Raw genomic sequence first — 23,811 nt, 5'->3', positions numbered from 1 at the left:
CGGATCACCGACACTCGCCGGGCCGTACGGCGGGCGACCGCCGGGCCAGCAGCATCGCCGCGCCGGGCAGGCTGGCGACCAGCACCAGGGCCCCGTACACGGTGCCGGCGGCGACCCCCTGGCCGGCGGTGAGCCCGGCGGCGGCGAACGCCCAGGCCGCGACCCCCTCGCGCGGACCGAAACCGGCGACGTTCGCCGGCAGGCCCATGGCGAGCAACGCCAGCAGGGTCAGCGGCAGCAGCCGGGACAGCGGCGCGTCCGCGCCCGCGGTGCGCGCCGCGACCAGGAAGGTGGCCAGGTGGCCGGCGACCACCACCGCCGAGGCCACCAGCACGCCCAGCCAGGCGCGGCGGGCCAGCAGCCCGGCCCGGATGTCCGACACCGCGGTCCGCACCGCACGCGCCCACCGGGACGCCCCCGAGCGGGGAGCCACCCGGACCAGCAGCGCCAGCCCGAGCGCCGCCGCGGCCAGCGCGGCCGCCAGCACCGGCAGGTACGGCCGGACCGGGGAGGGCAGCACGGCCAGCACCGCGAGGGCGATGCCGAGTTGGACCACCTGTCCCGCGGTCCGTTCCCAGACCACGGCCCGGACACCCCGGGCGACGTCCCCGGCGTCCCGGCCGTGGCGCACCGCCCGGTGCACGTCGCCGAGCACCCCGCCGGGGAGGGTCGAGTTGAGGAAGACCGCCCGGTAGCAGTGCGCCACCGCGGTGGCCAGCGGCAGGCGTACGCCCAGCCCGCCGGCGACCAGGGACCAGCGCCAGGCGCAGCAGACCGTGGTGAGCGCGCCGATGCCGAGCGCGGCGGCCAGCGCGGGCGGGTCGATCAGCCGCAGCCCGGCCAGGAACGGCCCGGCGCCCACCGACCAGACCAGCGCGGCGAGGACCGCGAGCCCGCCGAGCAGCCGTACCCACGGCCAGGCCGACCGGGCCGGCGCGCGCCCGCCCGCCGGCCGCGTCGGGCCGGCCACGGCGGGGACGGCGGGGACGGTGCCGATGGGGACGGCGACGGTGGCGTGTGACAAGTGGTCCTCCCGGGGTCCACCCGATGTCACGTGCCAGAGCGCCGCGCGGTTCACCCCGCCAGCAGGTCGTCGTGGTGCAGCACCACCCGCAGCCCGCCGGCCGCCGCCTCCGCCAACCGCCGCCGCCGGTACGCCTCCGCCGCCGGGGCCAGGTCCGGCCGCTCCTCGACGGCCGCGTCCAGCCAGCCGGCCAGCCATTCCGCGGTCAGCGCCGCCTGCTCCGGGCCGAGCCGCCACGGGCTGGACCGGACGGCCACGTCGACGCCCCGGCGGCGGAAGGCCGCCGCCGCGACCCGCGCCGCGTCCGGGCCGAGCAGGGTGCGGCCGGCCACGGTACGGCGCTGGTGCGCGTTGAACGCGGCGGTGAACCCGGCGTCGAGCGGGTCGGCCGGGGTGAACTCCACCCGGCCGACCACCGAGAGCGCGAAGAGGGTGGGGTGACCGGCGCAGGCCGCCACCACCTGTTCGACCTCCCCGGCGGTGAGCATGTCCAGCAGGGCGGAGGCGGTGACCAGGTGGGCGTCGGCCAGGTCGGCGCCGGCCAGCCGGGTGATGTCGGAGTCCCGGGTCTGCACGGTGACCGGACTGCCGTCGGCGGCGAGCACCGGCTCGGCGGCGGCCAGCGCGAGCAGGTCGGGGTCCCGCTCGTGCAGCACCCAGCGCTGCGGGCCGGGCAGCCGGGGCGCCAGCCAGCGGGCCATCGAGCCGGTGCCGCTGCCCAGGTCGTGCACCACGACGGGCCGGCCGGCGGGCAGCCGGCGACGGACCGCGTCCACCAGGTCGGCCGACCGGGCGGCCGCGTCCGCCGGCTCGCGCAGCCGCAGCCAGTCGGCGAAGTCCGGGGGTAGCTGGGTGGTCATGCCGCTGTCGCCTCCTTCAGGGCCGCCGCCAGCCGTTGCGCGGTGACCGTCCAACCGGTCAGGGTGTCCCGCCGCTGCCGGGCCGCGCGCCGCAGTCGGTCCCGCAGGACCGGGTCGGTGAGCCAGGCGCGCAGTGCGGCGGCCAGCGCCGCCGGGTTCCCGGCCGGCACGAGCAGGCCCGGGCGGGTGCCGTCCGGGGCCCACCCGAGCGTGTCGGGCAGGCCGCCGGTGTCGCTGCCCAGCACCGGCACGCCCCGGGCCAGCGCCTCCGTTACCACCATCCCGTACGTCTCCTGCCGGGACGGCAGAATCAGCAGGTCCGCGGCGGCGTACGCGGCCTCCAGCGCCGCCCCGGTGAGCGGGCCGGGCAGCCGGACCCGGTCGGCCAGGCCGGTGCCGGCGAGCCGCCCGGACAGCCGCGCCACGAAGGCCGGCTCGCGGGTGGGCGAGCCCACCCAGTCGCAGCGCCACGGCAGGTCGGCGACCTCGGCGAGGGCGGCGGCGAGCACGTCGTGGCCCTTGACCGGGGTGATCGCGGCGACGCAGAGCAGCCGGCCGCCGTCGGGCGAACCGGGCGCGAGCGGCGCCGGGTCCACGCCCGGGGCGGCGACCGCCACCCGGGCGGCGGCCAGCGGGTACCGGTCGAGCAGCCGGCGGCGGGTCCAGTCGCTGGTGGCCACCACGGCGGTCGCGCTGGCCAGGGTGTGCCCCTCCACGTCGTCGTCGCGGGGCAGGTGCACCAGCACCACCAGGCGCAGCCGGTGGGTGTGCGGGGCCAGCACCTCCGGCACCGTGGACGCGACCAGCCCGTCGAGCAGGACCAGCGCCCCCGCCGGCAGCGCGGCGAGCAGGCCGGCGAGCGCGGCCCGCTCCCCCGCCCCCGGGTACGGCCAGCCGCCCGGCACCGGGTGCTCCCGCACGGTCCAGCCCAGCGCGGCCAGGCCCCGGCAGGCCCGCCGGTCGTAGCTGTTCCCGCCGCTGGGGGTGGCCGGGTCGTCGATGTCGCCCGGCAGCACCACGTGGACGACGGTCATCGACGGCTACAAGGTCCGCTCGTAGCTGGCCCAGGCCACGTGCGACTCGTGCAGCGTCACGGTGATCCCGGCGAGGCCGCGGGCGCCCGCGCCGAGCCGGCCGGCGTGCACCGCCTCGGCGAGCCGGTCGGCCACCGTGCGGGCCAGCACCTCGGTGGTGGTGTTCACCCCGGCGAAGGCCGGCTCGTCGTCCAGGTTGCGGTAGGTCAGCTCGCCGAGGACGGCCTTGAGCTGCTCGGTGGCCAGGCCGATGTCGACCACGACGCCGTCGGCGTCGAGGTCCGGCCGGCGGAAGGTGGCGTCGACGACGAACGTGGCGCCGTGCAACCGCTGGGCGGGGCCGAACACCTCGCCGCGGAAACTGTGGGCGACCATCATGTGGTCCCGGACGGTGACGCTGAACACGGATCACTCCTCGTCGTAGGTGATGAGGTGGCAGAGCGCGGGGAGCCGACCCGAGGCGAGCCGGTCGAGCACGTCGGGCAGGTCGGCGAAGCGGGACCGGCCGGTGAGCAACGCGTCGAACGCCGGGTCGGCGAGCAGGTCCAGGGCCAGCGCCAGCCGGTCGGCGTAGCTGCGGTCGGCCCGCCGCGGCGACACGGTGCCGACCTGGCTGCTGCGGATGCCGAGCCGCCGGGCGTGGAAGGCCCCGCCGAGGGTCAGCGTGACCGGGCGGTCGCCGTACCAGCTCAACTCCAGCACCGTCCCCTCCGGGCGGAGCAGGTCCAGCCCGCGTTGCAGCCCGTCGGCGGTGGCGCTCGCGTGCACCACCAGGTCCCGGTCGCCGGCCGCGTCGGCGGGCAGCGCGAAATCGACGCCGAGCGCCGCGGCCACCCGGGCCCGGGCCGGGTCGGCGTCGACGAGCTGGACCCGTACCCCCGGGAACCGGGCCAGCAGGGCGGCCACCGAGCAGCCGACCATGCCGCCGCCGATCACGGTGACCCGGTCGCCGACCAGGGGCGCGGCGTCCCAGAGCGCGTTCAACGCGGTCTCCACGGTGCCGGCCAGCACCGCGCGGGCCGCCGGCACCTGCTCGGGTACGACCACCACGGCGGCGGCCGGCACCACGTACGCGGTCTGGTGCGGGTGCAGGCAGAAGACGGTCCGCCCGCGCAGCTCCTCCGGTCCCTGCTCGACGGTGCCGACGCTGAGGTAGCCGTACTTCACCGGGGCCGGGAAGTCGCCCTCCTGGAACGGGGCGCGCATCGTGGCGTACTGGTCGGCGGGGACCCGTCCGGTGAAGACCAGCGTCTCGGTGCCCCGGCTGACCCCCGAGTAGCGGGTCCGGACCAGCACCTCGTCGGGGCCGGGCGCGGGCAGCTCGACGGGACGCAGCTCGCCCTGGCCGGGGGCGCGGAGCCAGAAGGCGCGGGCGACGCCGGTCACGATTTTCTCCTCTTTTCCGCATCAGACCGAACCGAACGGGCAGTTTCCCCGTAGTGAGAGCACAGGGTTGTCGATCATAGACACGGAGGCAGGGTGTCCACCGTTCGAACGGGCCCGTTGCTCGGGCTGATCCTCCAGTCTGCCCTGCTGGCCGGCCTCGCCGGCACGGTGGGGCTCGGCGTGGCGGGCTGGCTCGCCGGCCTCGGGTACGCCGGGGTGCTCGGCGCGCTGCTGCGGCGCGGCCTGCGGGCCGCCGGCGCGGAGCGGCTCGGCCCGGCCGACCGGGTGACGCTGACCCGCGCCCTGCTGATCGGCGGGGTGCTGGCGCTGGCGCTGACCCCCGGCCCGGCGCCGGCGGTGGTGCTGGTCCCGCTCACCGCCGTGGCGCTGGCCCTGGACGCCGTCGACGGCCTGGTGGCCCGCCGCACCGGCACGGCCAGCCCGCTGGGCGCCCGCTTCGACATGGAGGTCGACGCGTTCCTGCTCCTGCTGCTCAGCGCGCACCTGGTGCCGGCCGTCGGCGGCTGGGTGCTGGCCGTCGGCGGGATGCGGTACGCCTTCGTCGCGGCCGGCTGGCTGCTGCCCTGGCTGCGGCGCCCGCTGCCGCCCCGGTTCTGGCGCAAGGTGGCGGCGGCGGCGCAGGGCGTGGTGCTCGTGGTGGCCGCGAGCGAGTTGCTGCCCCCGGTGGCGACCGTCGTCCTGGTCGCCGGCGCGCTGGCGCTGCTGGTCGAGTCGTTCGGGCACGACGTGGCCTGGCTGTGGCGGCGCCGGCCGGTCACCTCCGGTGCCCCGGTCGCCGTCCCGGCCCGTGCCCCGGCCGACGTCCCGGCCGGCGCCCTCGGGGCCAGCCCGGCCCGGCGTGTCCCCGCCGCGCCGCCCGTCCGGATCGTGCTCGAACCCACCGGGCGGCCGGCCCGGCCGACCGGTCCGGTGACCCGGCCGCTGCCGGTCCGGGCCCGCGCCCACCAGCCCGTCTAGCCCGCGCCACCCGTGTCCTCCCCGCCCTCGCCGAAGGACCCCGCCGTGTCACGTCCCGCCCGCCGCCACCACCCCGCCGCGACCCCGTCGGCCGACGCTCCCGCCGCCCCTGCCCCCGACGTCCCTGCCCCGGACCGCCCCGCCGAGCGCCCGCCGACCGACGCTCCCGACGTCCCCGGCCGCCCACCGGCCGACACCCCGGACGCCCGCACCGGGCCGCAGCCGATCGACGCCGGCGCGGTCACCGACCCCACGCCGCACCCGGCGGCCCCGGACCCCGCCGCACCAGGCCCGCAGCCGGCACCGACCCCACCGCCGGCGACAACTGCGCAGCCGGCGGCGGTCGCAGCGCCGGCCGGGACGCCTTCGCGGGCCCGCCGGGTCGCCGCCGCGGTCCTCACCGGGCTCGCCGCGCTGCTGGTGCTGGCGGCGCTGGCGCTGCCCGACCAGCTGAGCCGGATCGGTCTGGCCGCGGTGCTGCGCATCCCGGTCGAGGCACTGGTGGCGGTGGCGGTGCTGCTCGCCCTGCCGGCCCGCGCCCGCGGGCCGATCGCCGCGCTGGCCGGCCTGCTGCTCGGCCTGCTCACCGTGCTGCGCCTGCTGGACATGGGCTTCTTCGTGGCCCGGGACCGGCCGTTCGACGTGCTGCTCGACTGGGCGCTCTTCGACGACGGGTTCGGCTACCTCACCGACTCCTCCGGCCGGGCCGCCGCGGTCGCCGCCGCCGCCGGTGCGGTGCTGCTCACCGCCGGCCTGCTCGTCCTGGTCACCCTGGCGGCGCTGCGGCTGACCCGGCTGCTGGCCCGGCGCCGGCGGACGTCGGCGCGGGTGGTGGCCGCCCTCGCGGTGCTCTGGCTCGGCTGCGCGGCCCTCGGGGTACGGGTCGGGCCCGACGTGCCGGTCGCCGACCGGGAGGCGAGCGCCCTGGTCGCGGCGCACGTCGGGCAGGTCCGCGCCGGGCTGCGGGACCGGGTGGTGTTCGCCGGACAGGCGGCCACCGACGCGTACCGCAACGTGCCGGGCGACCAGTTGCTGACCGGGCTGCGCGGCAAGGACGTGCTGGTCGCGTTCGTGGAGAGCTACGGCCGGGACGCCGTCACCGACCCGGCGCTCGCCCCGGGCGTGACGGCGGTGCTCGACGACGGCTACCGGCAACTGCGCGCGGCCGGGTTCGACGCCCGCAGCGGCTACCTCACCTCGCCCACCTTCGGCGGCGGAAGCTGGCTGGCCCACGCCACCCTGCTCTCCGGCCTGTGGATCGACAACGACCAGCGTCACCGCGACCTGCTGGCCGGCAACCGGCTCACCCTCAACGGGGCGTTCCACCGGGCCGGCTGGCAGACCGTCGGCGTGCTGCCCGCGGCCACCCAGCCCTGGCCGGAGGGCAGGTTCTTCGGCTACGACCGCTACTACGACGCCGCGCGGCTGGCCTACCGGGGGCCGACGTTCAGCTACGCGCCGATGCCCGACCAGTTCACCCTGGCGGCCTTCCAGCGCCTCGAGCGGTCCCGGCCGCACCCGCCGCTGATGGCGGAGATCCCGCTGGTGTCCAGCCACTCCCCCTGGTCGGCGATCCCGAAGCCGGTGCCGTGGGACGCGGTCGGCGACGGGTCGATCTTCCACGAGGCGGCGACCCGCACCGGGGGCGGCCGGGACGTGGTCCAGCGCGGCAACGACCAGATCCGCGCCGACTACGCGCACGCGATCGAGTACTCGGTCGGCACGCTGGTCTCCTACCTGCTGACCTACGGCGGGGACGATCTCGTGCTGGTCTTCCTCGGCGACCACCAGCCCACCACGACGGTCACCGGCCCGGGGGCCAGCCGGGACGTACCGATCACCGTGGTGGCCAAGGATCCGAAGGTGCTGGACCGGATCGCCGGTTGGGGCTGGCAGGACGGGCTGCGGCCCGGCCCGCAGACCCCGGCGTGGCGGATGGACACCTTCCGGGACCGCTTCCTCACCGCGTTCGGCCCCACCCCGGGCCACTGACCCGGCGGTGGGTGCTCAGGCGGCCTTGCGACGGCGGCGGGAGCGGGGGCGCGGGGCCGCGGCGGGGACGGACTCCTCGGCCGGGGCGCCGGAGCGGGCCAGGTCCATCGCGCGGCGGGCGTCGGTCAGGGTGTCGCAGGGCGCGTCCTGGCCGCCGCAGAGCAGGCTGGGACAGTGGCCCGTCTCGTCCGGCTGGTGGGCGGCGGCCACGTCGTACGCCGTCCGCCAGAGCAGCGGGTCGGTCACGTCGTCCGGGAGCACAGCCTCCTGGCTGGACCGGACCTGTGTGGTGTCGGGCACCCCGTTCCCCTCTCCTCGTCGCTCCCCTGTTCACTGACCAGGTGGGGCAGAGTCAAACCTTCCTCACCTACCAACGAGCGTCCAGCGACCTGCGTCACGCCGGGTAGGCCCGAGTCTCGGCCGCCTTCACCGCCGCCCACACCCGCTGCCCGGGGCGCAGCCGCAACTGGGCGGCCGAGGCGGGGGTGACGTCGGCGGCCACCGCGACCGGGCCGGCGAGTTGGACGCGGAGGTTGTCGCCGTGCCGCTGCACGCCGGTCACCGTGGCCGGCCAGACGTTGCGCGGGCTGCCGTCGGGGCGACCCGGGTGCAGCGCCACGGCGGCCGGCGGGAAGGCGACGAAGGCGTCCCCGTGCACGCTGTCCGCCGCGGTGAGGGTGAGCCCGCCGACGGTTACCGAGCGCCCGTCGGCGCGGCCCCGGTGCAGGTTCAGCCCGACCAGCCGGGCCACGTAGTCGGTGCGCGGCCGGGCGGTGACGGTCGCCGCGTCGCCCTCCTGCACGACCCGCCCCTGTTCGACGATGACCAGCCGATCGGCGAGCACCAGGGCGTCGAGCGGGTCGTGGGTGACCAGCAGGGTGGCCCCGGCGTGCGCGCCGAGGTGGCGCTGGAGTTCGGCGCGGGTGTCCAGCCGGGTGCGGGCGTCGAGCGCGGCCAGCGGTTCGTCGAGCAGCAGCAGGGTGGGCTCCACGGCGAGGGCCCGGGCCAGGGCGACCCGCTGGGCCTGCCCGCCGGAGAGCTGGCGCGGCCGGTCCCGGGCCTGCCCACCCAGCCCCACCCGGTCCAGCCACGCCTGGGCCCGGGCCCGGGCGGCCCGCCGGTCGGCGCCCCGCCGGCGGGGCCCGAACGCCACGTTGTCCAGCGCGCTGAGGTGCGGGAAGAGCAGGTAGTCCTGGAAGACCACGCCCACCGGCCGCCGCTCGGGCGGGACCCACCGCCGCCGCTCGGGGTGGTCCAGGTCGGCGTCGCCGAGGGTGAGGTGGCCGGCGCTGAGCGGGTGCAGCCCGGCGAGGGCGCGCAGCGCGGTGGTCTTGCCGGCGCCGTTCGGCCCGAGCAGGGCGACCACCTCGCCGGCGGCGATCCGCAGCCGGATGTCGAGGTGGAAGGCGCCCCGGTCGGCGACCAGGTGCGCGTCGAGCAGCGGCGGCGGGGCGGTCACGTGGTGCCGAGCCAGCGGTCGCGCAGCCCGGCGAGGATGGCCACGGAGACGGTGAGCAGGATCAGGCTGAGCACGATGGCCGCCTGGAGGTCGGTCTCCAGGGCCAGGTAGACGGCGAGCGGCATGGTCTGGGTGCGGCCCGGATAGTTGCCGGCGAAGGTGATGGTCGCGCCGAACTCGCCGAGCGCCCGCGCCCAGCAGAGCACCGCGCCGGCCGCCACGCCGGGGGCGACCAGCGGCAGCGTGACCCGGGTGAAGGTGGTCCAGCGGCCGGCGCCGAGGGTCGCCGCCGCCTCCTCGTACCGGCGGTCGGCGCCGCGTAGTGCGCCCTCGACGGCGATGACCAGGAAGGGCATGGCGACGAACGCCTCGGCGAGCACCACCCCGGCGGTGGTGAACGGCAGGGTGACCCCGAAGGTGGCGTCCAGCCAGGAGCCGAGCAGCCCGCGCCGGCCGAAGACCAGCAGCAGCGCCACCCCGCCGACCACCGGTGGCAGCACCAGCGGCACGGTGACCAGGGCGCGGACCAGCCGCCGGCCGGGGAACTCGACCCGGGCCAGCAGCCACGCCAGGGGTACGCCGAGCACGACGCAGAGCACCGTGGCGGCGGTCGCGGTCTCCAGCGACAGCCGCAGCGCGGTGCGTACGCCCGGCTCGGCCAGCCGCCGGGGCAGGCTGGTCCACGGCGCGCGGGCCAGCAGCCCGACCAGCGGCAGGACGAGGAAGAGCAGCCCGAGGCCGGCGGGGAGCAGCAGGGCCAGCGGCACCCGCTGCCGGCGACGGCTCACCGGCCCTGCGGCGCCTGGAACCCGGCGGCGGTGAGCACGGCCAGGCCGGCGGCGGAGCGGACGTGGTCGACGAACGCCCGGGCGCCGTCCGGATTGCCGGCGTGCTTCAGCACCACGACCGGGTAGTCGTTCACCGCCCGCGCGGACTCGGGGAACTCGACGGCGTCGACGTCACCGGCGGCGGAGCGGGCGTCGGTGCGGTAGACCAGGGCGGCGTCGGCCTCGCCGAGCCGGACCTTGGCGAGCGCGCCCTTGACGTCCCGTTCCAGGGTGGCCGGGGTGAGCCGGACGCCGGCCGCGCCGAGCACGGCCTGCGCCGCCGCCCCGCAGGGGACCTGCTCGGCGCAGAGCGCGACCTTGACTCCCGGGCCGGCCAGGTCGGCGAGGCCGGCCACCCGGCCCGGGTTGCCCGCGGGCACGGCGATGACCAACTGGTTGCGGACCAGGACGACCGGCTCGCCGGCGGCGTCGCCCGCGTCGGTGACGGTCCTCATGGTGGCCGGGGAGGCGGCGACGAAGACGTCGGCCGGCGCGCCCTGGGTGATCTGGGTGGCCAGCGCGGAGCTGCCGGCGAAGTTGACGGTCACCGTGATGCCGGGGTGCGCGGCCTCGAAGTCCCGGCCCAGCCTCGTGAAGGACTCGGTGAGCGACGCCGCGGCGAACACGGTCACCCGGCCGCCCGCGTCCCCGGCGGCCGGCTCGCCGGCGCCGCCGCAGCCGGTCAGGCCCAGGGTCAGCGCGGCCGTCGCGGCGACGGCGGCCCGGATCCACCGTACGGTCACGGGTTGGTCCTTCCCTTCGGCGCGGGGGCGCGTTCCACCACGACGGTGGTCGACTTGATCACGGCGACGGCGACGGAACCGACCTGGAGGTCGAGGTCGTCGACCGCCTCGCGGCTCATCAGCGAGACGATCCGGAACGGCCCGGCCTGGATGTCGACCTGGGCCATCACGGTGTCCTTGACGACGGCGGTGACGATGCCGCGCAGCCGGTTGCGGGCCGACGACAGCTCCGGGTGCCCGGGGGCGCGGACGAAGGCGGCCAGGTCGACGCCGTCGACGACCCGGTGGCCGTGCTCGTCGCGGCCGGCGGTCAGCCGGCCGGCGTCGATCCAGCGGCGGACCGTGTCCGCGCTGACGCCGAGCAGTTCGGCGGCCTCGCCGATCCGGAACACCGTCACCCGGCCACCCTAGCGTCACGCAGATGCCAGAGGGAAGTGCGGCCGAGCCTCGCAGCAGCGAGGCTCGGCCCGAGATGGTCGCCGCAAACGCGGTCAGTGCTCCGGCGGGGTGAGGCGGACCCGGCGGAGCAGCTGCGCGTTGAGCGCCACCACGATGGTGGAGGCCGACATCAGCACCGCGCCGACGGCCGGGCTGAGCGCGACGCCCGCCCAGGCCAGCACCCCCGCGGCGAGCGGGATGGCCAGCACGTTGTAGCCGGCGGCCCAGGCCAGGTTCTGCCGCATCTTCCGGTACGACGCCCGGGACAGCCGGATCACGCCGGTCACGCCGCGCGGGTCGTCGCTGGCCAGCACCACCCCGGCCGACTCGATCGCCACATCGGTGCCGGCGCCGATGGCCAGCCCCACGTCGGCGCGGGCCAGGGCCGGGGCGTCGTTGACCCCGTCGCCGACCATCGCCACGGTGAGTCCCCGGGACTGGAGTTCGCGCACCGCCGCGTCCTTGTCGGCGGGGAGCACCTCGGCGAAGACCTCGTCCACCCCGGGGCGGAAGCCCAGGTCGGCGGCGACCGCCTCGGCGACCGGCCGGGCGTCCCCGGTGATCATCACGATCTTCCGGATGCCCTGGGCGCGCAGCTCGGCGATCGCCGCGCGGGCCTCCGGGCGCACCTCGTCCTCGAGGGCGAACGCCCCGAGCACCCGCGCGGCGCCCGGTTCCGGCGAGCGGACCAGGTGCAGCACCCCCGCGCCCCGCTTCGACCAGCCCGCCGCGCTGCGGGTCAGCTCCGCCGGCACGTCGACGCCCAGTTCCCGCAGCAGGGCCGGGCCGCCGACCGCCCACTGCGTACCGTCGACGACCGCGCGGACGCCGCGGCCGGGCAGCGACCGGAAGTCGCGCGCCGCGGCCCGCAGGCCCCGGTCCTGCGCGGCGGCGACCAGGGCGCGGGCGAGCGGGTGTTCGCTGTCCGCCTCGACCGCGGCGGCGATCCGCAGGGCGTCGTCCTCGGTGAGGCCGTCGGCGGCGGCCACCCCGGTGAGGGTGTGCCGGCCCCTGGTGAGGGTGCCGGTCTTGTCGAACAGGACCGCGTCGACGGTACGCATCCGCTCCAGCGCCAGCCGGTCCTTGACCAGGATGCCGGCGCGGGCGGAGAGCGCGGTGGAGAGCGCCACGACCAGCGGGATGGCCAGCCCGAGGGCGTGCGGGCAGGCGATCACCAGGACGGTCACGGTGCGGACCACGGCCTGGTCGGTGTCGCCCAGCACGCGCCAGGCCACGAAGGTGGCCAGCCCGGCGAGCGCGGCGACGTAGAACAGCAGCGCGGCGAACCGGTCGGCGAGCACCTGGGCGCGCCCGCCGGAGGCCTGCGCCTGGGCGACGAGCCGGCCGATGCCGGCCAGCGCGGTGTCCTCCCCGACGGCGTCGACCCGGACCCGCAGGGCGGAGTCGGTGGCCACGGTGCCGGCGACCACCCGGTCCCCGGCGGCGCGCGGCACCGGCCGGGACTCCCCCGTGATCATGGACTCGTCCAGTTCGGCGGCGCCCTCCTCGATCCGCCCGTCGGCGGGTACCCGGCCGCCGGTGCGGACCAGCACCAGGTCACCGACGCGCAGGTCGGCGACGGAGACCGGGTGCGGCCGTCCGGCCTCGTCGAGGCGTTCGGCGTCGTCGGGCAGCAGCGCGGCCAGCGCGGCGAGCGCTCCCTGGGCCTGCCCGATCGCCTTCATCTCCTGCCAGTGGCCGAGCAGCATGATGGTGACCAGCGCCGCCAGCTCCCACCAGAAGTCCAGGTCGAACCAGCCCAGGCTGGTCGCCGCCGAGGCGGCGTACGCGACGGTGATCGCCATCGAGATCAGCAGCATCATCCCGGGCGCCCGGTCCCGCAGCTCGCGGACGCCGCCGACCAGGAACGGCCAGCCGCCGTACCAGAAGACGACCGAGCCGAGCACCGGGCCGACCCAGCGCACGCCGGGAAGGTCGAGCCGGTAGCCGAACCAGTCCATCACCATGTGGCTGGTGAGCACGATCGGCACGGTCAGGGCCAGGCTCAGCCAGAACTTCCGGCGGAACTGTTCCGGATCGTGTCCGGCGTGCTTGTCGTGCCCACCGCCGTGCCCGCCGTGGTCGGCATGCGGGCCGCCACCGTGGTCGGCGTGCGGGCTGGGGCGGCCGTGGTCGCCGTGCGCGTCGGGGCCGTCGGGGCCGTCGGGGCCGTCGGGGCCACCGTGGTCGGCGTGCGGGCCGGGCGCGCCCGGTGCGGGCGCCGCGTCGTGGTGCCGGTGTTCGTGTTCCATCGAACTCCACCTCCGCCACGACCATATACCCGGTGGGGGTATCCGTCACGGTGACCCTCGCCCCACCCCAGGTCATCCTTTCGCGTCGGAGCCGCACCAACCGGGGCAACCGCCGGGACGGGACCGCAACGGTCGGTGCCGGCCGGTCACCGGCGCCGCCCGCCGCCGACGACCGGACAGCGGCGGCCGGACGGGGCTAGCCTCGGGGACACGGCCGGCGGCGGGAGCGGGATGAGCGAGCAGACGACGCGGATGACGATGCCGGCCGCGTTCTTCGGCCACGGCAACCCGATGAACGCCCTGGAGGTCAACCGGTACACCGCCGCGTGGCGGGAGTTCGGCCGGGCGGCGCCCCGGCCCCGGGCGATCCTGGTGGTCTCCGCGCACTGGTACATCGGCGCCACCGCGGTCACCGCGATGCCCCGGCCCCGCACCATCCACGACTTCTACGGCTTCCCGCAGCAGCTGTTCGACGTCAGCTATCCCGCGCCCGGGCTGCCCGAGCTGGCCGAGGAGATCAGCGACGTGGTGCACCCCACCTGGGTCGGCGCCGACCTGGACTCGTGGGGCATCGACCACGGCACCTGGTCGGTGCTCACCCACGCGTTCCCCGCCGCCGACATCCCGGTGGTGCAGCTGAGCATCAACGCGTTCAAGCCGCTGGACTACCACCTGGACCTCGGCGCCCGGCTCGCGCCGCTGCGCGAGCGCGGCGTGCTCGTGGTGGCCAGCGGCAACGTGGTGCACAACCTCGGCGGCGTGGACCGGCGCCTGGCCGACGAGGGCTTCGACTGGGCCCGCCGCTTCGACGACGCGGCCCGGGAGATCGTCCGGGACACGCCGACCGAGGCGGCCCGGCTCGACGCCCACCACGACTACCGGCTGGCCGTGCCGACCCCCGACCACTTCATCCCGCTGCTCTACCTGGCCGGCCTGGCCGGTGCGGACGGGAGCCGCCCCGAGGTACTGGTCGACGGGTATGCCTACGGTTCGCTGTCGATGACCGCGTACACCCTGGGGTTGAGCTGCGCGGCCGGCGAGCGGCCGGCGGGCGCGCCCGCGCTGCCCCGCGACGTGCCCGCCGACTCGGCCAACATCTGACCCCTCAGCGCGGTGCGGCGCCGACGCTCCGGCCCGCCACCGGCTGCTTGGCCTGCCACGGCCAGCGGCCGTCGAGCTCCACCTCCAGGGAGAAGCTCAGGAAGGTCCGGACCAGCACGATCAGACCCAGCACGCCCACGCTGGTGAAGGTGGGCGAGACCGCCACGGTACGGATGATGTCGCCGCCGACCAGGAACTCCAGCCCCAACAGGATGGCCTTGCCGACGTCCTCCCGGTAGGGACGGTAGCTGTCGGCCAGCCGCCGGTCGCGCCACGAGCGGGCCAGGAACACCACCGTGGCGAGGGTGACGCCGGCCGCGATGACCAGCACCCCGGCCAGGTCGAGCAGCGCGCCGACCTTCTCGATGATCTCCCTCGTCGGCACCCCGCACCCCCGCACCACCGGCCGTCGACCACCCGGCCGCGGATAGCCTCCACGCCCGGGCCGGCCACAGCACCACCATGGCGCATCCCCGACGCGTCCGGGCGGTTTCGCCCGACCCCGGTCCAGGCCCGCACCCGCAACCGCCTGCGACCCGGGTACGCCCCACCTAGGCTGGGCACCGGGACAGGAAGCGCCCCCGGACGACGGGGCGGTCGCCGACGGCCCGACGAGGAGGGGACGTGACTGAGCCCGAAGAGGACCAGGAGAAGACCAGGAAGACCGACGACGTGCTGTACTCCCCCGACGGCGACCCGCACCACACGATGGCCGAGGCGCCGCAGCCCGACGAGCACCTGCCGGTCCGCTTCGAACACGACGGGGAGAGCGAGACCGTCGGCGACGAGTAGGCCCCGGCGCCCGGGCGGCTTTCCGGCGCCGACGGCACGTCGGTCCCGTCCGGCCGGCCTCGCCGTGCCTATGGTTCTCGGATGGGCGGGACCTTCTCGGCGGCGGTGCTCGGCGGTCTGGTCGCCGCGGGCGTCGTCAAGTTCGTCGGCGAGCACTGGATCCCGGCCTGGCTCACCGCCCGCCGCGCCCAGCAGCTGGAGCTACAGCGGCAACTGGCCGGCGTCCGCGCCCCGGCCGTCCGGGCCCTGGCCGAGCTGCACGACCGGCTGGCGGCGATCGCGTCGACCGGCGCGCACGGCCACCACTACGCCCGCACCATCGACGAGCCCGACTACTTCGTCGACAGCACCGCCTACCTGGTGGCCCGGGTCTTCGCCTGGCAGGAGATCCTCCGACAGCAGATGGCGCAGCACGACCACCCGCGCGTGTACCTCGTGTTCGAGTCGCTGACGAAGGCCTTCGCCAACGGGCACCCGGGATTCCAGTTCCTCCGCTTCGAGCAGACCGAGCTGGGCGAGCGGCTCACCCCGCCGGCGACCGACGGGCCCGGCTGCCTGTCCTACGCGGACTTCCTCGACTGGTGCCGCCGGGACGACGCGCCGGCCTGCCTGGGCACGCTGCGCCGCCGGGTGCGTACCCTGCTCGACGATCCGGCGGCCGAACACGACCGGCTACGGCGCATCGACCGCTGCCTGCTCGGCGCCGTCGAGGTGCTCGACCGCCGCCGCCGCTGGCGCTCGCTGCTGACCGCGGCGCCGATCGGAGCGCAGCCCTCGGCGCCCGGCGGCCCCGCCGTGCCGCACCCCGGCTCGCCCCGGCCCCGGCAGCGCTGAGCAGCCGCCGCGGCCGGCCCGGACCCGACGCGACGGGGCCGGATGGCCGGTCAGTCCTCGGCACGCCAGCGGTAGAACGGCGCGGCGACCGAGTCCTGCGGGCCGTGCCAGCTCTCCGGCCGGTACGGCTCGACGTACGGGGCGAGCTCGGTCATCAGCTTCCCGAAGGCCGGCTTCTGTTCGTGCCGGTCCCGCAGCCGCTCCGCGATCGCGGCGTCCTGCTCGATCAGGTGCACGAACACGTCGTCGATCGAGTAGAGGAACCGCGCCGCGACACCCAGTTCGGCCGGGAGCGGCCCGGCGTCGGACTCGGCGAAGATACGGGCCACGTCCGGCTCGGCGCCCGGCTTGATCCGCTGGACGACGACGGTCAACGTGGTGTCAGCGGGCGCCACCGCGTCCTCCGGCGCCCAGCGGTAGAACTCCTTGGCCACCGAGTCCGACGGGTTCTTCCAGTACCTCGGGTACGGGGTCACGTACGGGCCGATGGCCTCGGCGATCTTCTGGAACGCGGGCAGGCCACGGGTCTGCCCGGACACCTTGGGGTCCTGCTCGCGCTCGATGACGTGCAGGTAGAGGTCGTGGTGGGACAGCAGGATCCGCCCGATGACGCCCAGGTCCTGGGGCCGGGTGGTCCGGTCGTAGTAACCGAAGACGTCGCCGACGGTGCCCTCGCTGCCGGGGACCATGTGGCAGACGATCACGTTCCGGAAGACCATGACTGCTCCTTGCTGGGGTTGTGACGAACGGGTGTCGAGGGTCAGGCGGCGAAGGTGACGGGCAGTTCGAGCAGGCCGCGGAACGGTGACCCGGCCGGCAGCCGGCGTACCTCCGCCACCGGCACGGCCAGCCGCAGCCCGGGCAGCCGGCGCAGCAGCGCGCCGAGGCCCAGCTGCGCCTCCATCCGGGCCAGCGAGACGCCGAGGCAGTAGTGGACGCCGTGGCCGAAGCCGAGGTGCGGCCCGCGCACCCGGCGCAGGTCCAGCCGGTCCGGGTCGACGAAGTGCGCGGGGTCGTGGTTCGCCGCGTTGAGCACCACGCCGACGACCGCGCCGCGCGGAATGGTCACGTCCTGGTACGCCAGGTCCTCGGTGGCGATCCGCGGGCTGGCCACCGGCAGCGGGCCGTCGAAGCGGAGCAGTTCCTCGATCGCCGACGGCAGCAGCTGCGGGCTGGCGCGCAGCAGTTCCAGCTGCTCGGGATGGGTCAGCAGGGCCAGCACCGCGTTGCCGAGGAAGTCCGCGGTGGTCTGGTGCCCGGCGAAGAGCAGCAGGAACGTGGTGGTGACCAGTTCCGCCTCGGTGAGCATACGGTCGCGGTCGCAGGCGGCGATCAGCGCGCCGATGATGTCGTCGGCCCGGTCGTCGCGCTTGGCCCGCACCAGGCCGGCCAGGTAGTGGTGCAGCCGCGACTGGGCCTCCTGCACCGCCGCGCGCTCCTCCTCCGGCGGGCGGCGCGTCGAGCCGGAGGTGCGGATCACCTGGGTCCAGTCGAGCACCCGGCCGTGGTCGGCCGGCGGCACCCCGAGCAGCTCGCAGATCACCGTCATCGGCAGCGGGATCGCGAAGTCGTGCATCAGCTCGGCCTGGCCCTGCGGCAGCAGCTTGTCGATCAGGTGGTCGACGATCTCGGCGACGCGCGGGCGCAGCGCCTCGATCCGGCGCGGCGAGAACGCCTGCGACACCACCCGGCGCAGCCGGGTGTGCTCGGGCGGGTCGGAGTTGAGCATGTTCTGGTTCAGCCCGGCCGAGTTCGGGCCGAAGATCCGCAGGTAGTGCTGGCCCGGCCCGTACAGGTCCTTGGACAGCCGCGGGTCGGTCAGCGCGGTCCGCGCGTCCTCGAACCGGGTGATCAGGTACTGGTCGAACCGGCCGCTCACCGGGCAGACCGGCCGGTCGGCCCGCAGCCGGGCGAAGCTCGGATAGGGGTCGGCGGCGAACTCGTCGGTGTAGAGCCGCGCCGCGGGCACCGGATCCTCGGTCATCGTGCTCCCTCCCGCACGCTGCTGACGCTGTGCAGCACCTGGTAGGTGTGCCGTTGGGCAGACTCGCGCAGGTCGCGGATGATCCGCAGCAGCCGGTCCCGGTGTTCGCTGCGGCCGAACGCGTCCAACCGGTCCCGGTCCGCCCAGTCGCTGATGATCAGGTAGCTGCGCGGATCGTCGGCGTCGCGGACCAGATCCTGGTGCAGGCAGCCGTCCAGCGCGCTGATCTCCTCGGCGGCGGAGAGCCACTCGGCCTCGAACCGTTGCTCGCAGCCCTCCCGGGTACGCATCGCCAGCACGGTCCGGACCCGGCTCATCGGACGCCGCCGAAGGTCAGGTGCAGGTGCTTGCGCAGGCCGTCACCGTCGATCGGCTGGCTGCGGTAACCGATGTGCCCGTCCGGGCGGATCAGGTACAGCGCGCTGCCGGTGACGCCGTAGGTGTCCCGGAAGGCGTTCCCGCCGTCCACCACGACCGGCGGCGCGGGCAGCCGCGACGGCGCGGCGTCCGGGCTGCGCAGCAGGTACGCGTCGAGTTCCCCGCCGGCCTGCCGGCGGACGTCGGCGCAGAGCTGGGCCGCGGCGGCCAGCGTCGCCTCGTCGGCCGTGGCGTCGGCGTACACCAGCAGGGTGTGCCGGGTGCCCCGGGTGAGGTCGCGCAACCGCAGCGGGTGCCCGACGCCCTGCCGGTCCAGGCCGGCCACGTCGGGGGCGCGATCGCCCGGTCCGGGGCCGGCGCGCAGCGCGTCGGGGTCGGCGACCGACTCGCCGACCAGCGGGCTGCCCGCGTAGCTGAGCAGCAGGGACATCTCCTGACGGAACTGGCGTTCCAGGTCGGCGCGGTCCAGCTCGTCGGTGAACGCCATCCGGACCGCGCGCCCGACGATCTCCTCGCCCTCCGGCCGCCGCTCGGTCTCGTAGCTGTCCAGCAGGCCGGGGGCGGCGAGCCCGCGCGCGGCCAGCGCCAGCTTCCAGGCCAGGTTCCAGGTGTCCTGGATGCCGGTGTTCATGCCCTGCCCGCCGGCCGGCGGATGCAGATGGGCCGCGTCGCCGGCCACGAAGACCCGGCCGTCGCGGTACCGGTCGACGATGCCGTGGCTGATCCGGAAGACCGACGACCAGCGCAGGTTCGAGGCCCGGGTGCCGGGCGGGGCGAGGTGGTCCAGGGCGGCCTGGACGTCGGCCAGGGTCGGCGCGGCGAGTTCCTCGCTGAACCCGGGCGGGGCGTCCTGCCCGCCGGTCTGGGCGAAGAACCGGGGCGGCGCGAGGGTGGCGATCCGGTACCGGCGCTCGCCGCGCAGCGGGACGCAGACCAGCATGCCGTCCATCCGCCCGTCGGTCTCGTGCAGGAACCGCAGCAGGTGGCCGTCCGGCATGTCCCAGTCGACGTCCACGTCGCCGAGCATGAACAGCTGCGGGAAACGGCCCAGCCCGCCGGTGAAGGTCAACCCGAGCAGTTCCCGGACCCGGCTGTGCGCGCCGTCGCAACCCACCAGGTACTTCGCCCGGACGGTCTCGGTGCCGCCGTCGGCGGTCGCCACGGTGGCGGTGACCCCGTCGCCGTCCTGGTCGAACCCGACCAGCTCGGCGCCGCGCTGCGGGCGTACGCCCAGGGTGGCCAGGCGCTGGGTGAGCAGGCGCTCGGTCTCGTACTGGGGCAGGCCGAGGTGGGCGTACGGCAGGCCGGGCAGCTCCCAGCTCATCCGGTGCGTCTCCCGGCCGTTGACGAAGACCATGTTGCCGGTCAGCCAGATGCCGGTATCCATCGCCTCCCGGACGATGCCCTGCTCCTCCCAGAGTTCCATGGTGCGGCAGTGCACGCCGATCGCCTTGTCGGCCTGCCCGGCCGGGGTGGCCAGCTTGTCGATCACCCGGCAGGCCACGCCCCGCCGGGCCAACTCGACGGCGGCGGTCAACCCGGTGGGTCCCGCCCCGACCACGAGTACGTCCGTTGTCCTGTGCACGTCGGCCTCCCTGCCCGTACGCGGTTGTCGGTGCTCTGCCGGCTCGGCCACCGGATGGAAGAGCCGCCGGCGGATGTCGAGCAGGAACGGGGCGATCGGCCCGGCCTCCTGGGAGGCGTGCGCCGGGTCGCCGATCCAGCGGTGGAACTCCGCCGCGCTGCGCCACTCGGCGAAGATGTGGTGCACGTCGGTCCCGGGCTCGCGCAGCAGGTCCTCCCGCAGGTAGCCGGGGACCGCCGCCACCCGGGCGAGGACCTCGACGTAGCCGCGGTCGAACTCGGCGCGGCGCTCGGCCGGCACGGTCAGCTCGACGTCGACGAAGATCGGCGTCGCGGCGCCCGGCCGGTCGGTCATCAGCCGGGGGCCGTCCGCCGGGTACGCCTCGCAGAGCGGACGGACCGCGTCGGCGAGCGCGGCCGCCAGCGGCCCCCGCGCGTACCGGCGCCCGGCCGCCTCGTCGCTCCACTCGGTGACCAGGACGAACGTCCGCGAATCGGTGGCGTCGTGCAGCAGCTCCTGGCGCAGGCCGCCGGCCGCCGGCGCGAGCTGCCCGGCGTGCGCCCGCCAGGCGGCCGTCACGGCGGGTTCGCAGCCCGCACGCACACGGAGCCGGAGCATCGTCCTGATCATGAAGTCTCCTCGGACGGCCGGGGCGGGACTCGTGCTGCGACCCTGTCCGAGGTCGCGTCAACCGCCCGTCACCGGCCGCCGAGACGAAGTCCGCTCACCGTGACGCCGTGGGGACGCCCGCCGGCTCGGCGGGCGTGCGAGACCGTCAGCGGCCGAGGCGCCGGTAGCTCTCCTCGGTCGCCTGCTTCTGCGGCTTCCACCACCACTCGTTGGCCCGGTACCAGTCGATGGTGGCCGCGAGCCCGTCCCGGAAGGAGTCGAACCGCGGCCGCCAGCCCAGTTCGGTGCGCAACCTGGTGGAGTCGTTGGCGTAGCGCAGGTCGTGGCCGGGCCGGTCCGGCACGTGGTCGTACCCGTCGGTGGGCCGGTCCATGAGGGCGAGGATCAACTCGACGATCTCGCGGTTGCTGCGCTCGTCGCCGGAGCCGATCAGGTACGTCTCGCCGATCCGGCCCTGCCGCAGGATCAGGTGCACGGCCGCGTTGTGGTCGTCCACGTGCGTCCACTCGCGGACGTTGACACCGGTGCCGTACAGCTTCGGGCGCTCACCGGTCAGCACGTTGGTGACCTGACGGGGGATGAACTTCTCCACGTGCTGGAACGGGCCGTAGTTGTTGGCGCAGTTGGACAGCGTGGCCGCCACCCCGTACGAGCGCACCCAGGCGCGCACCAGCAGGTCCGAGCCGGCCTTGGTGGCGGAGTACGGGCTGGACGGGTCGTAGGCGGTCTGCTCGGTGAACTTCCCGGTCGCGTCCAGCGGCAGGTCCCCGAAGACCTCGTCGGTGGAGATGTGGTGGAACCGGACGCCGTGCCGGCGTACCGCCTCCAGCAGGGTGAAGGTGCCGATCAGGTTGGTCCGGACGAACGGCTCCGGGTCGCGCAGCGAGTTGTCCACGTGCGACTCGGCGGCGAAGTGCACCACCACGTCGGCGTCGGCGACCAGTGAGTCCACCAGGGCGGCGTCGCAGATGTCGCCGGGCACGAACGCCACCCGGTCGTCGACCGGCGCCAGGCTGGCGCGGTTGCCGGCGTAGGTCAGCGCGTCGAGGACCCGGATCCGGTACTCGGGGTGGTGCCGCACGGTGTAGTGGACGAAGTTCGCCCCGATGAAGCCGGCGCCGCCGGTGACCAGCATCCTCGTCATGCCCCGCATCCTACCGGCCGCTACGCTTTCCACGCCCCGGAAGAATCGATTCGGTGACCTTTCCCGGCGATTCTCTGAAGCAATTACAAGGCAGCCCTAAAGGGATTCCAAACAATCGCCCTACCCATTGTCGCGCGGGGTTGCGCGTACCGTTTTCGTCGGTAGGGTCCGGGTGAACATACCTGGCCCGAGCGCCCCGGGGGATGCCATGCGGTTTGCTGTTCCCGCCGAACACCGGACACCGTCGTGAAGGGGATCATCCTGGCCGGCGGTTCCGGGACCCGGCTGCACCCGATCACCATCCCGGTCTCCAAGCAGTTGCTCCCGGTCGGCGACAAGCCGATGATCTACTACCCGCTGTCGGTGCTGATGTTCGCCGGCATCCGGGAGGTGCTGGTGATCGCCCGCCCGGCGGACCTGCCGATGTTCCGGACCCTGCTGCACGACGGCGCGCAGTGGGGCATGCACATCACGTACGCCGAGCAGCCCCAGCCCCGCGGCATCGCCGAGGCGCTGCTCATCGGGGCCGGCCACATCGACGGCGACGACTGCGCTTTGATCCTGGGCGACAACATCTTCCACGGCAACGCCTTCTCCCAGCTGCTGCACCGCGAGTCGCGGCAGCTGTCCGGCTGCACCCTGTTCGGCTACCGGGTCAACGACCCGCAGCGGTACGGCATCGGGGTGACCGACGCCGAGGGCCGGCTGGTCGCGATCGACGAGAAGCCCAGCCAGCCCCGCTCCAACCGGGCCATCACCGGCCTGTACTTCTACGACCGCGACGCGGTGGACATCGCCAAGAACCTGCGCCCCTCGGGCCGGGGCGAGCTGGAGATCACCGACGTCAACAACGTCTACCTGAGCCGAGGGCGGGCCCGGCTGGTCGACCTCGGGCGCGGTTTCGCCTGGCTGGACACCGGCACCCCGGAGGCGCTGCTGCAGGCCGGCCAGTACGTGCGCACGCTGGAGGAGCGCCAGGGCGTCCGGATCGCCTGCCTGGAGGAGATCGCGCTGCGGATGGGCTTCATCGACGCCGAGGCCTGCCACGCGCTCGGCGCGACGATGGCGAACTCCAACTACGGCCGGTACGTGATGAGCATCGCCCGGGAGCTGGCCGCCTGACCGATCCGACCTGCGCGCCCGCCGGCCCCGTCGCCGGTGGGCCGGTCGTCGTGCCCGGACCGGTCCGGCCGGTGGCCGAAGCGTGCCGATCGGGACCGTTGCCGCCCGGTCCGCCCGAATAGCTTTAGTGGTGAATAAGGCGATCGTTAGCTGCGACAGAAATTGTCGGGTCCGAGGTTGGCGTGCTGTCGGCGGCGGCGGTCCCGATGTCCCGCCCGCCCCGCACATCGACGTTCCATGACGCCAACGGTGAGGAGCGATCCCGCAATGAGCCAGGGCGCGCCGGCGAACGGTACCGCGAATGAGGAAAGGCTGCGGGCGTATCTGCGGCGGGCCACCGCGGAGTTGCAGCAGACGCGGCAGCGTCTGGTCGATGTGGAGGCGGTGGCGCGGGAGCCGATCGCGGTGGTCGGCATGGCGTGCCGGCTGCCCGGTGGGGTGCGGTCGCCGGAGGAGTTGTGGCGGCTGCTGGCCGAGGGTCGGGACGCGATCTCCGAGTTCCCGACGGATCGGGGCTGGGACGTGGCGGCGTTGTACGACCCGGACCCGGACGCGGCCGGCCACACGTACGTGCGCGAGGGCGGGTTCGTCGACGCGGCCGGGGAGTTCGACCCGGAGCTGTTCGGCATCAGCCCGCGCGAGGCGATGACCATGGACCCGCAGCAGCGGTTGCTGCTGGAGACGGCCTGGGAGGCGTTCGAGCGGGCCGGCCTCGACCCCACGGCGGTACGCGGCAGCAGCACCGGCGTCTTCGCCGGGATCATGGTGGCGGACTACGGATTCCGCCTGCTCCCGGACATCCCCGCCGGCTTCGAGGGCCTGGTGGGCAGCGGCAGCGCGCCGAGCATCGCCTCCGGCCGGGTGGCGTACACGTTCGGGCTGGAAGGCCCGGCGATCACCGTCGACACGGCGTGCTCGTCGTCCCTGGTGGCGGTGCACCTGGCCGCGCAGTCACTGCGCAAGGGCGAGTGCGACATGGCCCTGGCCGGCGGCGCGACCGTGATGGCCACCCCCGGCTCCTTCGTGGAGTTCAGTCGGCAGCGGGCGCTCTCGCCCACCGGCCGGTGTCGGGCGTTCGCGGACTCGGCCGACGGCACCGTCTGGGGCGAAGGCGTCGGCCTGCTCCTGCTCACCCGCCTGTCCCACGCCCAACAACACCACCTGCCCATCCACGCCGTCATCGCCGGATCCGCCATCAACCAGGACGGCGCCAGCAGCCAACTCACCGCCCCCAACGGGCCCGCCCAA

The 23,811-nt window shown here is 75.4% G+C and carries 23 protein-coding genes and 1 pseudogene; 7 read left to right on the top strand and 17 right to left on the bottom strand.

Features of this window, described 5'->3' with window-relative positions; genetic code table 11:
• Positions 1–4: 4 nt before the first annotated feature.
• The 5 genes from AB0I11_RS27425 to AB0I11_RS27405 all read right to left on the bottom strand — a co-directional run bounded on the left by AB0I11_RS27425 (position 5) and on the right by AB0I11_RS27405 (position 4,304).
• Positions 5–970, bottom strand: a complete 966-nt coding sequence (locus AB0I11_RS27425; protein WP_357326667.1) for a lysylphosphatidylglycerol synthase transmembrane domain-containing protein — start codon at positions 968–970, stop codon at positions 5–7.
• A 104-nt stretch (positions 971–1,074) separates the two neighbouring features.
• Positions 1,075–1,884, bottom strand: coding sequence for a class I SAM-dependent methyltransferase (locus AB0I11_RS27420; protein ID WP_357326548.1), 810 nt, complete (start codon positions 1,882–1,884; stop codon positions 1,075–1,077).
• Entirely contained in the window at positions 1,881–2,918 is a 1,038-nt protein-coding gene (locus AB0I11_RS27415) for a glycosyltransferase family 4 protein (RefSeq protein WP_357326545.1), read from the bottom strand. The genes AB0I11_RS27420 and AB0I11_RS27415 overlap by 4 nt, the downstream gene beginning before the upstream one ends.
• 6 nt (positions 2,919–2,924) lie before the next feature.
• The gene (locus AB0I11_RS27410; protein ID WP_046567661.1) at positions 2,925–3,323 is read right to left on the bottom strand and encodes a 6-carboxytetrahydropterin synthase; all 399 of its coding nucleotides are present in this window, start codon (positions 3,321–3,323) and stop codon (positions 2,925–2,927) included.
• Positions 3,324–3,326: 3 nt separating this feature from the next.
• Positions 3,327–4,304, bottom strand: a complete 978-nt coding sequence (locus AB0I11_RS27405) for a dehydrogenase (protein WP_357326542.1) — start codon at positions 4,302–4,304, stop codon at positions 3,327–3,329.
• Positions 4,305–4,397: 93 nt separating this feature from the next.
• Between AB0I11_RS27405 and AB0I11_RS27400 the strand changes: the two are divergent.
• Both AB0I11_RS27400 and AB0I11_RS27395 read left to right on the top strand, forming a co-directional pair.
• Positions 4,398–5,198: pseudogene (locus AB0I11_RS27400) on the top strand (CDP-alcohol phosphatidyltransferase family protein); the annotation flags it as partial.
• A gap of 129 nt (positions 5,199–5,327) precedes the next feature.
• Positions 5,328–7,274 carry a sulfatase gene (locus AB0I11_RS27395; protein WP_357326539.1) on the top strand — a complete coding sequence of 649 codons (1,947 nt, stop codon included), beginning with the start codon at positions 5,328–5,330 and terminating at the stop codon, positions 7,272–7,274.
• A gap of 15 nt (positions 7,275–7,289) precedes the next feature.
• On the opposite strand, the gene AB0I11_RS27390 is transcribed toward AB0I11_RS27395, so the two are convergent.
• From AB0I11_RS27390 to AB0I11_RS27365, 6 genes are all read right to left on the bottom strand, one after another.
• Positions 7,290–7,574: a hypothetical protein gene (locus AB0I11_RS27390; protein WP_357326536.1), complete on the bottom strand. Its 285-nt coding sequence runs from the start codon at positions 7,572–7,574 to the stop codon at positions 7,290–7,292.
• A gap of 94 nt (positions 7,575–7,668) precedes the next feature.
• Positions 7,669–8,733 (bottom strand): ABC transporter ATP-binding protein, encoded by a 1,065-nt coding sequence (locus AB0I11_RS27385; protein ID WP_357326533.1) that lies wholly within the window; start codon positions 8,731–8,733, stop codon positions 7,669–7,671.
• Entirely contained in the window at positions 8,730–9,521 is a 792-nt protein-coding gene (locus tag AB0I11_RS27380) for an ABC transporter permease (RefSeq protein ID WP_357326530.1), read from the bottom strand. The genes AB0I11_RS27385 and AB0I11_RS27380 overlap by 4 nt, the downstream gene beginning before the upstream one ends.
• On the bottom strand, positions 9,518–10,288 hold the full coding sequence (gene modA / locus AB0I11_RS27375) for a molybdate ABC transporter substrate-binding protein (RefSeq protein ID WP_357326664.1): 771 nt from the start codon (positions 10,286–10,288) through the stop codon (positions 9,518–9,520). Before modA ends, AB0I11_RS27380 begins: the two co-directional genes overlap by 4 nt.
• Before the next feature lie 11 nt (positions 10,289–10,299).
• Positions 10,300–10,701 carry a TOBE domain-containing protein gene (locus tag AB0I11_RS27370; protein ID WP_357326527.1) on the bottom strand — a complete coding sequence of 134 codons (402 nt, stop codon included), beginning with the start codon at positions 10,699–10,701 and terminating at the stop codon, positions 10,300–10,302.
• Between the two features lie 93 nt (positions 10,702–10,794).
• Positions 10,795–12,993, bottom strand: coding sequence for a heavy metal translocating P-type ATPase (locus AB0I11_RS27365; protein WP_357326524.1), 2,199 nt, complete (start codon positions 12,991–12,993; stop codon positions 10,795–10,797).
• 231 nt (positions 12,994–13,224) lie between these two features.
• On the opposite strand from AB0I11_RS27365, the gene ygiD reads away from it, so the two are divergent.
• Positions 13,225–14,094 carry a 4,5-DOPA dioxygenase extradiol gene (ygiD, locus tag AB0I11_RS27360; RefSeq protein WP_357326521.1) on the top strand — a complete coding sequence of 290 codons (870 nt, stop codon included), beginning with the start codon at positions 13,225–13,227 and terminating at the stop codon, positions 14,092–14,094.
• Positions 14,095–14,098: 4 nt separating this feature from the next.
• Here ygiD and AB0I11_RS27355 read toward each other — a convergent pair whose 3' ends face one another.
• Complete coding sequence (locus tag AB0I11_RS27355; protein WP_357326518.1) at positions 14,099–14,479, bottom strand: DUF1622 domain-containing protein; 381 nt, start codon at positions 14,477–14,479, stop codon at positions 14,099–14,101.
• Positions 14,480–14,718: 239 nt separating this feature from the next.
• On the opposite strand from AB0I11_RS27355, the gene AB0I11_RS27350 reads away from it, so the two are divergent.
• Together AB0I11_RS27350 and AB0I11_RS27345 are read left to right on the top strand one after the other, a co-directional pair.
• Positions 14,719–14,886 carry a hypothetical protein gene (locus AB0I11_RS27350; RefSeq protein WP_197087838.1) on the top strand — a complete coding sequence of 56 codons (168 nt, stop codon included), beginning with the start codon at positions 14,719–14,721 and terminating at the stop codon, positions 14,884–14,886.
• Between the two features lie 81 nt (positions 14,887–14,967).
• Positions 14,968–15,720 (top strand): hypothetical protein, encoded by a 753-nt coding sequence (locus tag AB0I11_RS27345; protein ID WP_357326514.1) that lies wholly within the window; start codon positions 14,968–14,970, stop codon positions 15,718–15,720.
• Between the two features lie 50 nt (positions 15,721–15,770).
• Here AB0I11_RS27345 and AB0I11_RS27340 read toward each other — a convergent pair whose 3' ends face one another.
• From AB0I11_RS27340 to rfbB, 5 genes are all read right to left on the bottom strand, one after another.
• A complete protein-coding gene (locus tag AB0I11_RS27340; protein ID WP_357326511.1) occupies positions 15,771–16,439 on the bottom strand; it encodes a TcmI family type II polyketide cyclase in 669 nt (222 codons plus the stop codon).
• A gap of 41 nt (positions 16,440–16,480) precedes the next feature.
• The gene (locus AB0I11_RS27335; protein WP_357326508.1) at positions 16,481–17,704 is read right to left on the bottom strand and encodes a cytochrome P450; all 1,224 of its coding nucleotides are present in this window, start codon (positions 17,702–17,704) and stop codon (positions 16,481–16,483) included.
• Positions 17,701–18,021, bottom strand: coding sequence for an antibiotic biosynthesis monooxygenase family protein (locus AB0I11_RS27330; protein ID WP_357326505.1), 321 nt, complete (start codon positions 18,019–18,021; stop codon positions 17,701–17,703). The genes AB0I11_RS27335 and AB0I11_RS27330 overlap by 4 nt, the downstream gene beginning before the upstream one ends.
• Positions 18,018–20,285 (bottom strand): FAD-dependent monooxygenase, encoded by a 2,268-nt coding sequence (locus AB0I11_RS27325; RefSeq protein ID WP_357326501.1) that lies wholly within the window; start codon positions 20,283–20,285, stop codon positions 18,018–18,020. Before AB0I11_RS27325 ends, AB0I11_RS27330 begins: the two co-directional genes overlap by 4 nt.
• 157 nt (positions 20,286–20,442) lie before the next feature.
• The gene (gene rfbB / locus AB0I11_RS27320; RefSeq protein ID WP_357326661.1) at positions 20,443–21,432 is read right to left on the bottom strand and encodes a dTDP-glucose 4,6-dehydratase; all 990 of its coding nucleotides are present in this window, start codon (positions 21,430–21,432) and stop codon (positions 20,443–20,445) included.
• Between the two features lie 255 nt (positions 21,433–21,687).
• Between rfbB and rfbA the strand changes: the two genes are divergently transcribed.
• Together rfbA and AB0I11_RS27310 are read left to right on the top strand one after the other, a co-directional pair.
• On the top strand, positions 21,688–22,563 hold the full coding sequence (rfbA, locus tag AB0I11_RS27315) for a glucose-1-phosphate thymidylyltransferase RfbA (RefSeq protein ID WP_357326498.1): 876 nt from the start codon (positions 21,688–21,690) through the stop codon (positions 22,561–22,563).
• Between the two features lie 267 nt (positions 22,564–22,830).
• Positions 22,831–23,811: beta-ketoacyl synthase N-terminal-like domain-containing protein (locus AB0I11_RS27310; protein ID WP_357326495.1), on the top strand; the 981-nt coding region annotated here is incomplete at its 3' end.

Origin of the sequence: Micromonospora sp. NPDC050495 (assembly GCF_040655175.1) — a bacterium.
GTDB lineage: Bacteria > Actinomycetota > Actinomycetes > Mycobacteriales > Micromonosporaceae > Micromonospora.
The sequence above is the reverse complement of the archived record's forward strand: the minus strand, read 5'-3'. Positions and strand labels throughout refer to the sequence as shown.

Excerpts from the sequence above, each read along its gene's own strand:
- AB0I11_RS27420 (WP_357326548.1), bottom strand. The coding sequence starts at position 1,884 with ATGACCACCCAGCTACCCCCGGACTTCGCCGACTGGCTGCGGCTGCGC.
- AB0I11_RS27415 (WP_357326545.1), bottom strand. The coding sequence starts at position 2,918 with ATGACCGTCGTCCACGTGGTGCTGCCGGGCGACATCGACGACCCGGCC.
- AB0I11_RS27365 (WP_357326524.1), bottom strand. The coding sequence starts at position 12,993 with ATGGAACACGAACACCGGCACCACGACGCGGCGCCCGCACCGGGCGCG.
- ygiD (WP_357326521.1), top strand. The coding sequence starts at position 13,225 with ATGAGCGAGCAGACGACGCGGATGACGATGCCGGCCGCGTTCTTCGGC.
- AB0I11_RS27345 (WP_357326514.1), top strand. The coding sequence starts at position 14,968 with ATGGGCGGGACCTTCTCGGCGGCGGTGCTCGGCGGTCTGGTCGCCGCG.
- AB0I11_RS27340 (WP_357326511.1), bottom strand. The coding sequence starts at position 16,439 with ATGGTCTTCCGGAACGTGATCGTCTGCCACATGGTCCCCGGCAGCGAG.
- AB0I11_RS27335 (WP_357326508.1), bottom strand. The coding sequence starts at position 17,704 with ATGACCGAGGATCCGGTGCCCGCGGCGCGGCTCTACACCGACGAGTTC.
- AB0I11_RS27330 (WP_357326505.1), bottom strand. The coding sequence starts at position 18,021 with ATGAGCCGGGTCCGGACCGTGCTGGCGATGCGTACCCGGGAGGGCTGC.
- AB0I11_RS27325 (WP_357326501.1), bottom strand. The coding sequence starts at position 20,285 with ATGCTCCGGCTCCGTGTGCGTGCGGGCTGCGAACCCGCCGTGACGGCC.
- rfbB (WP_357326661.1), bottom strand. The coding sequence starts at position 21,432 with ATGCTGGTCACCGGCGGCGCCGGCTTCATCGGGGCGAACTTCGTCCAC.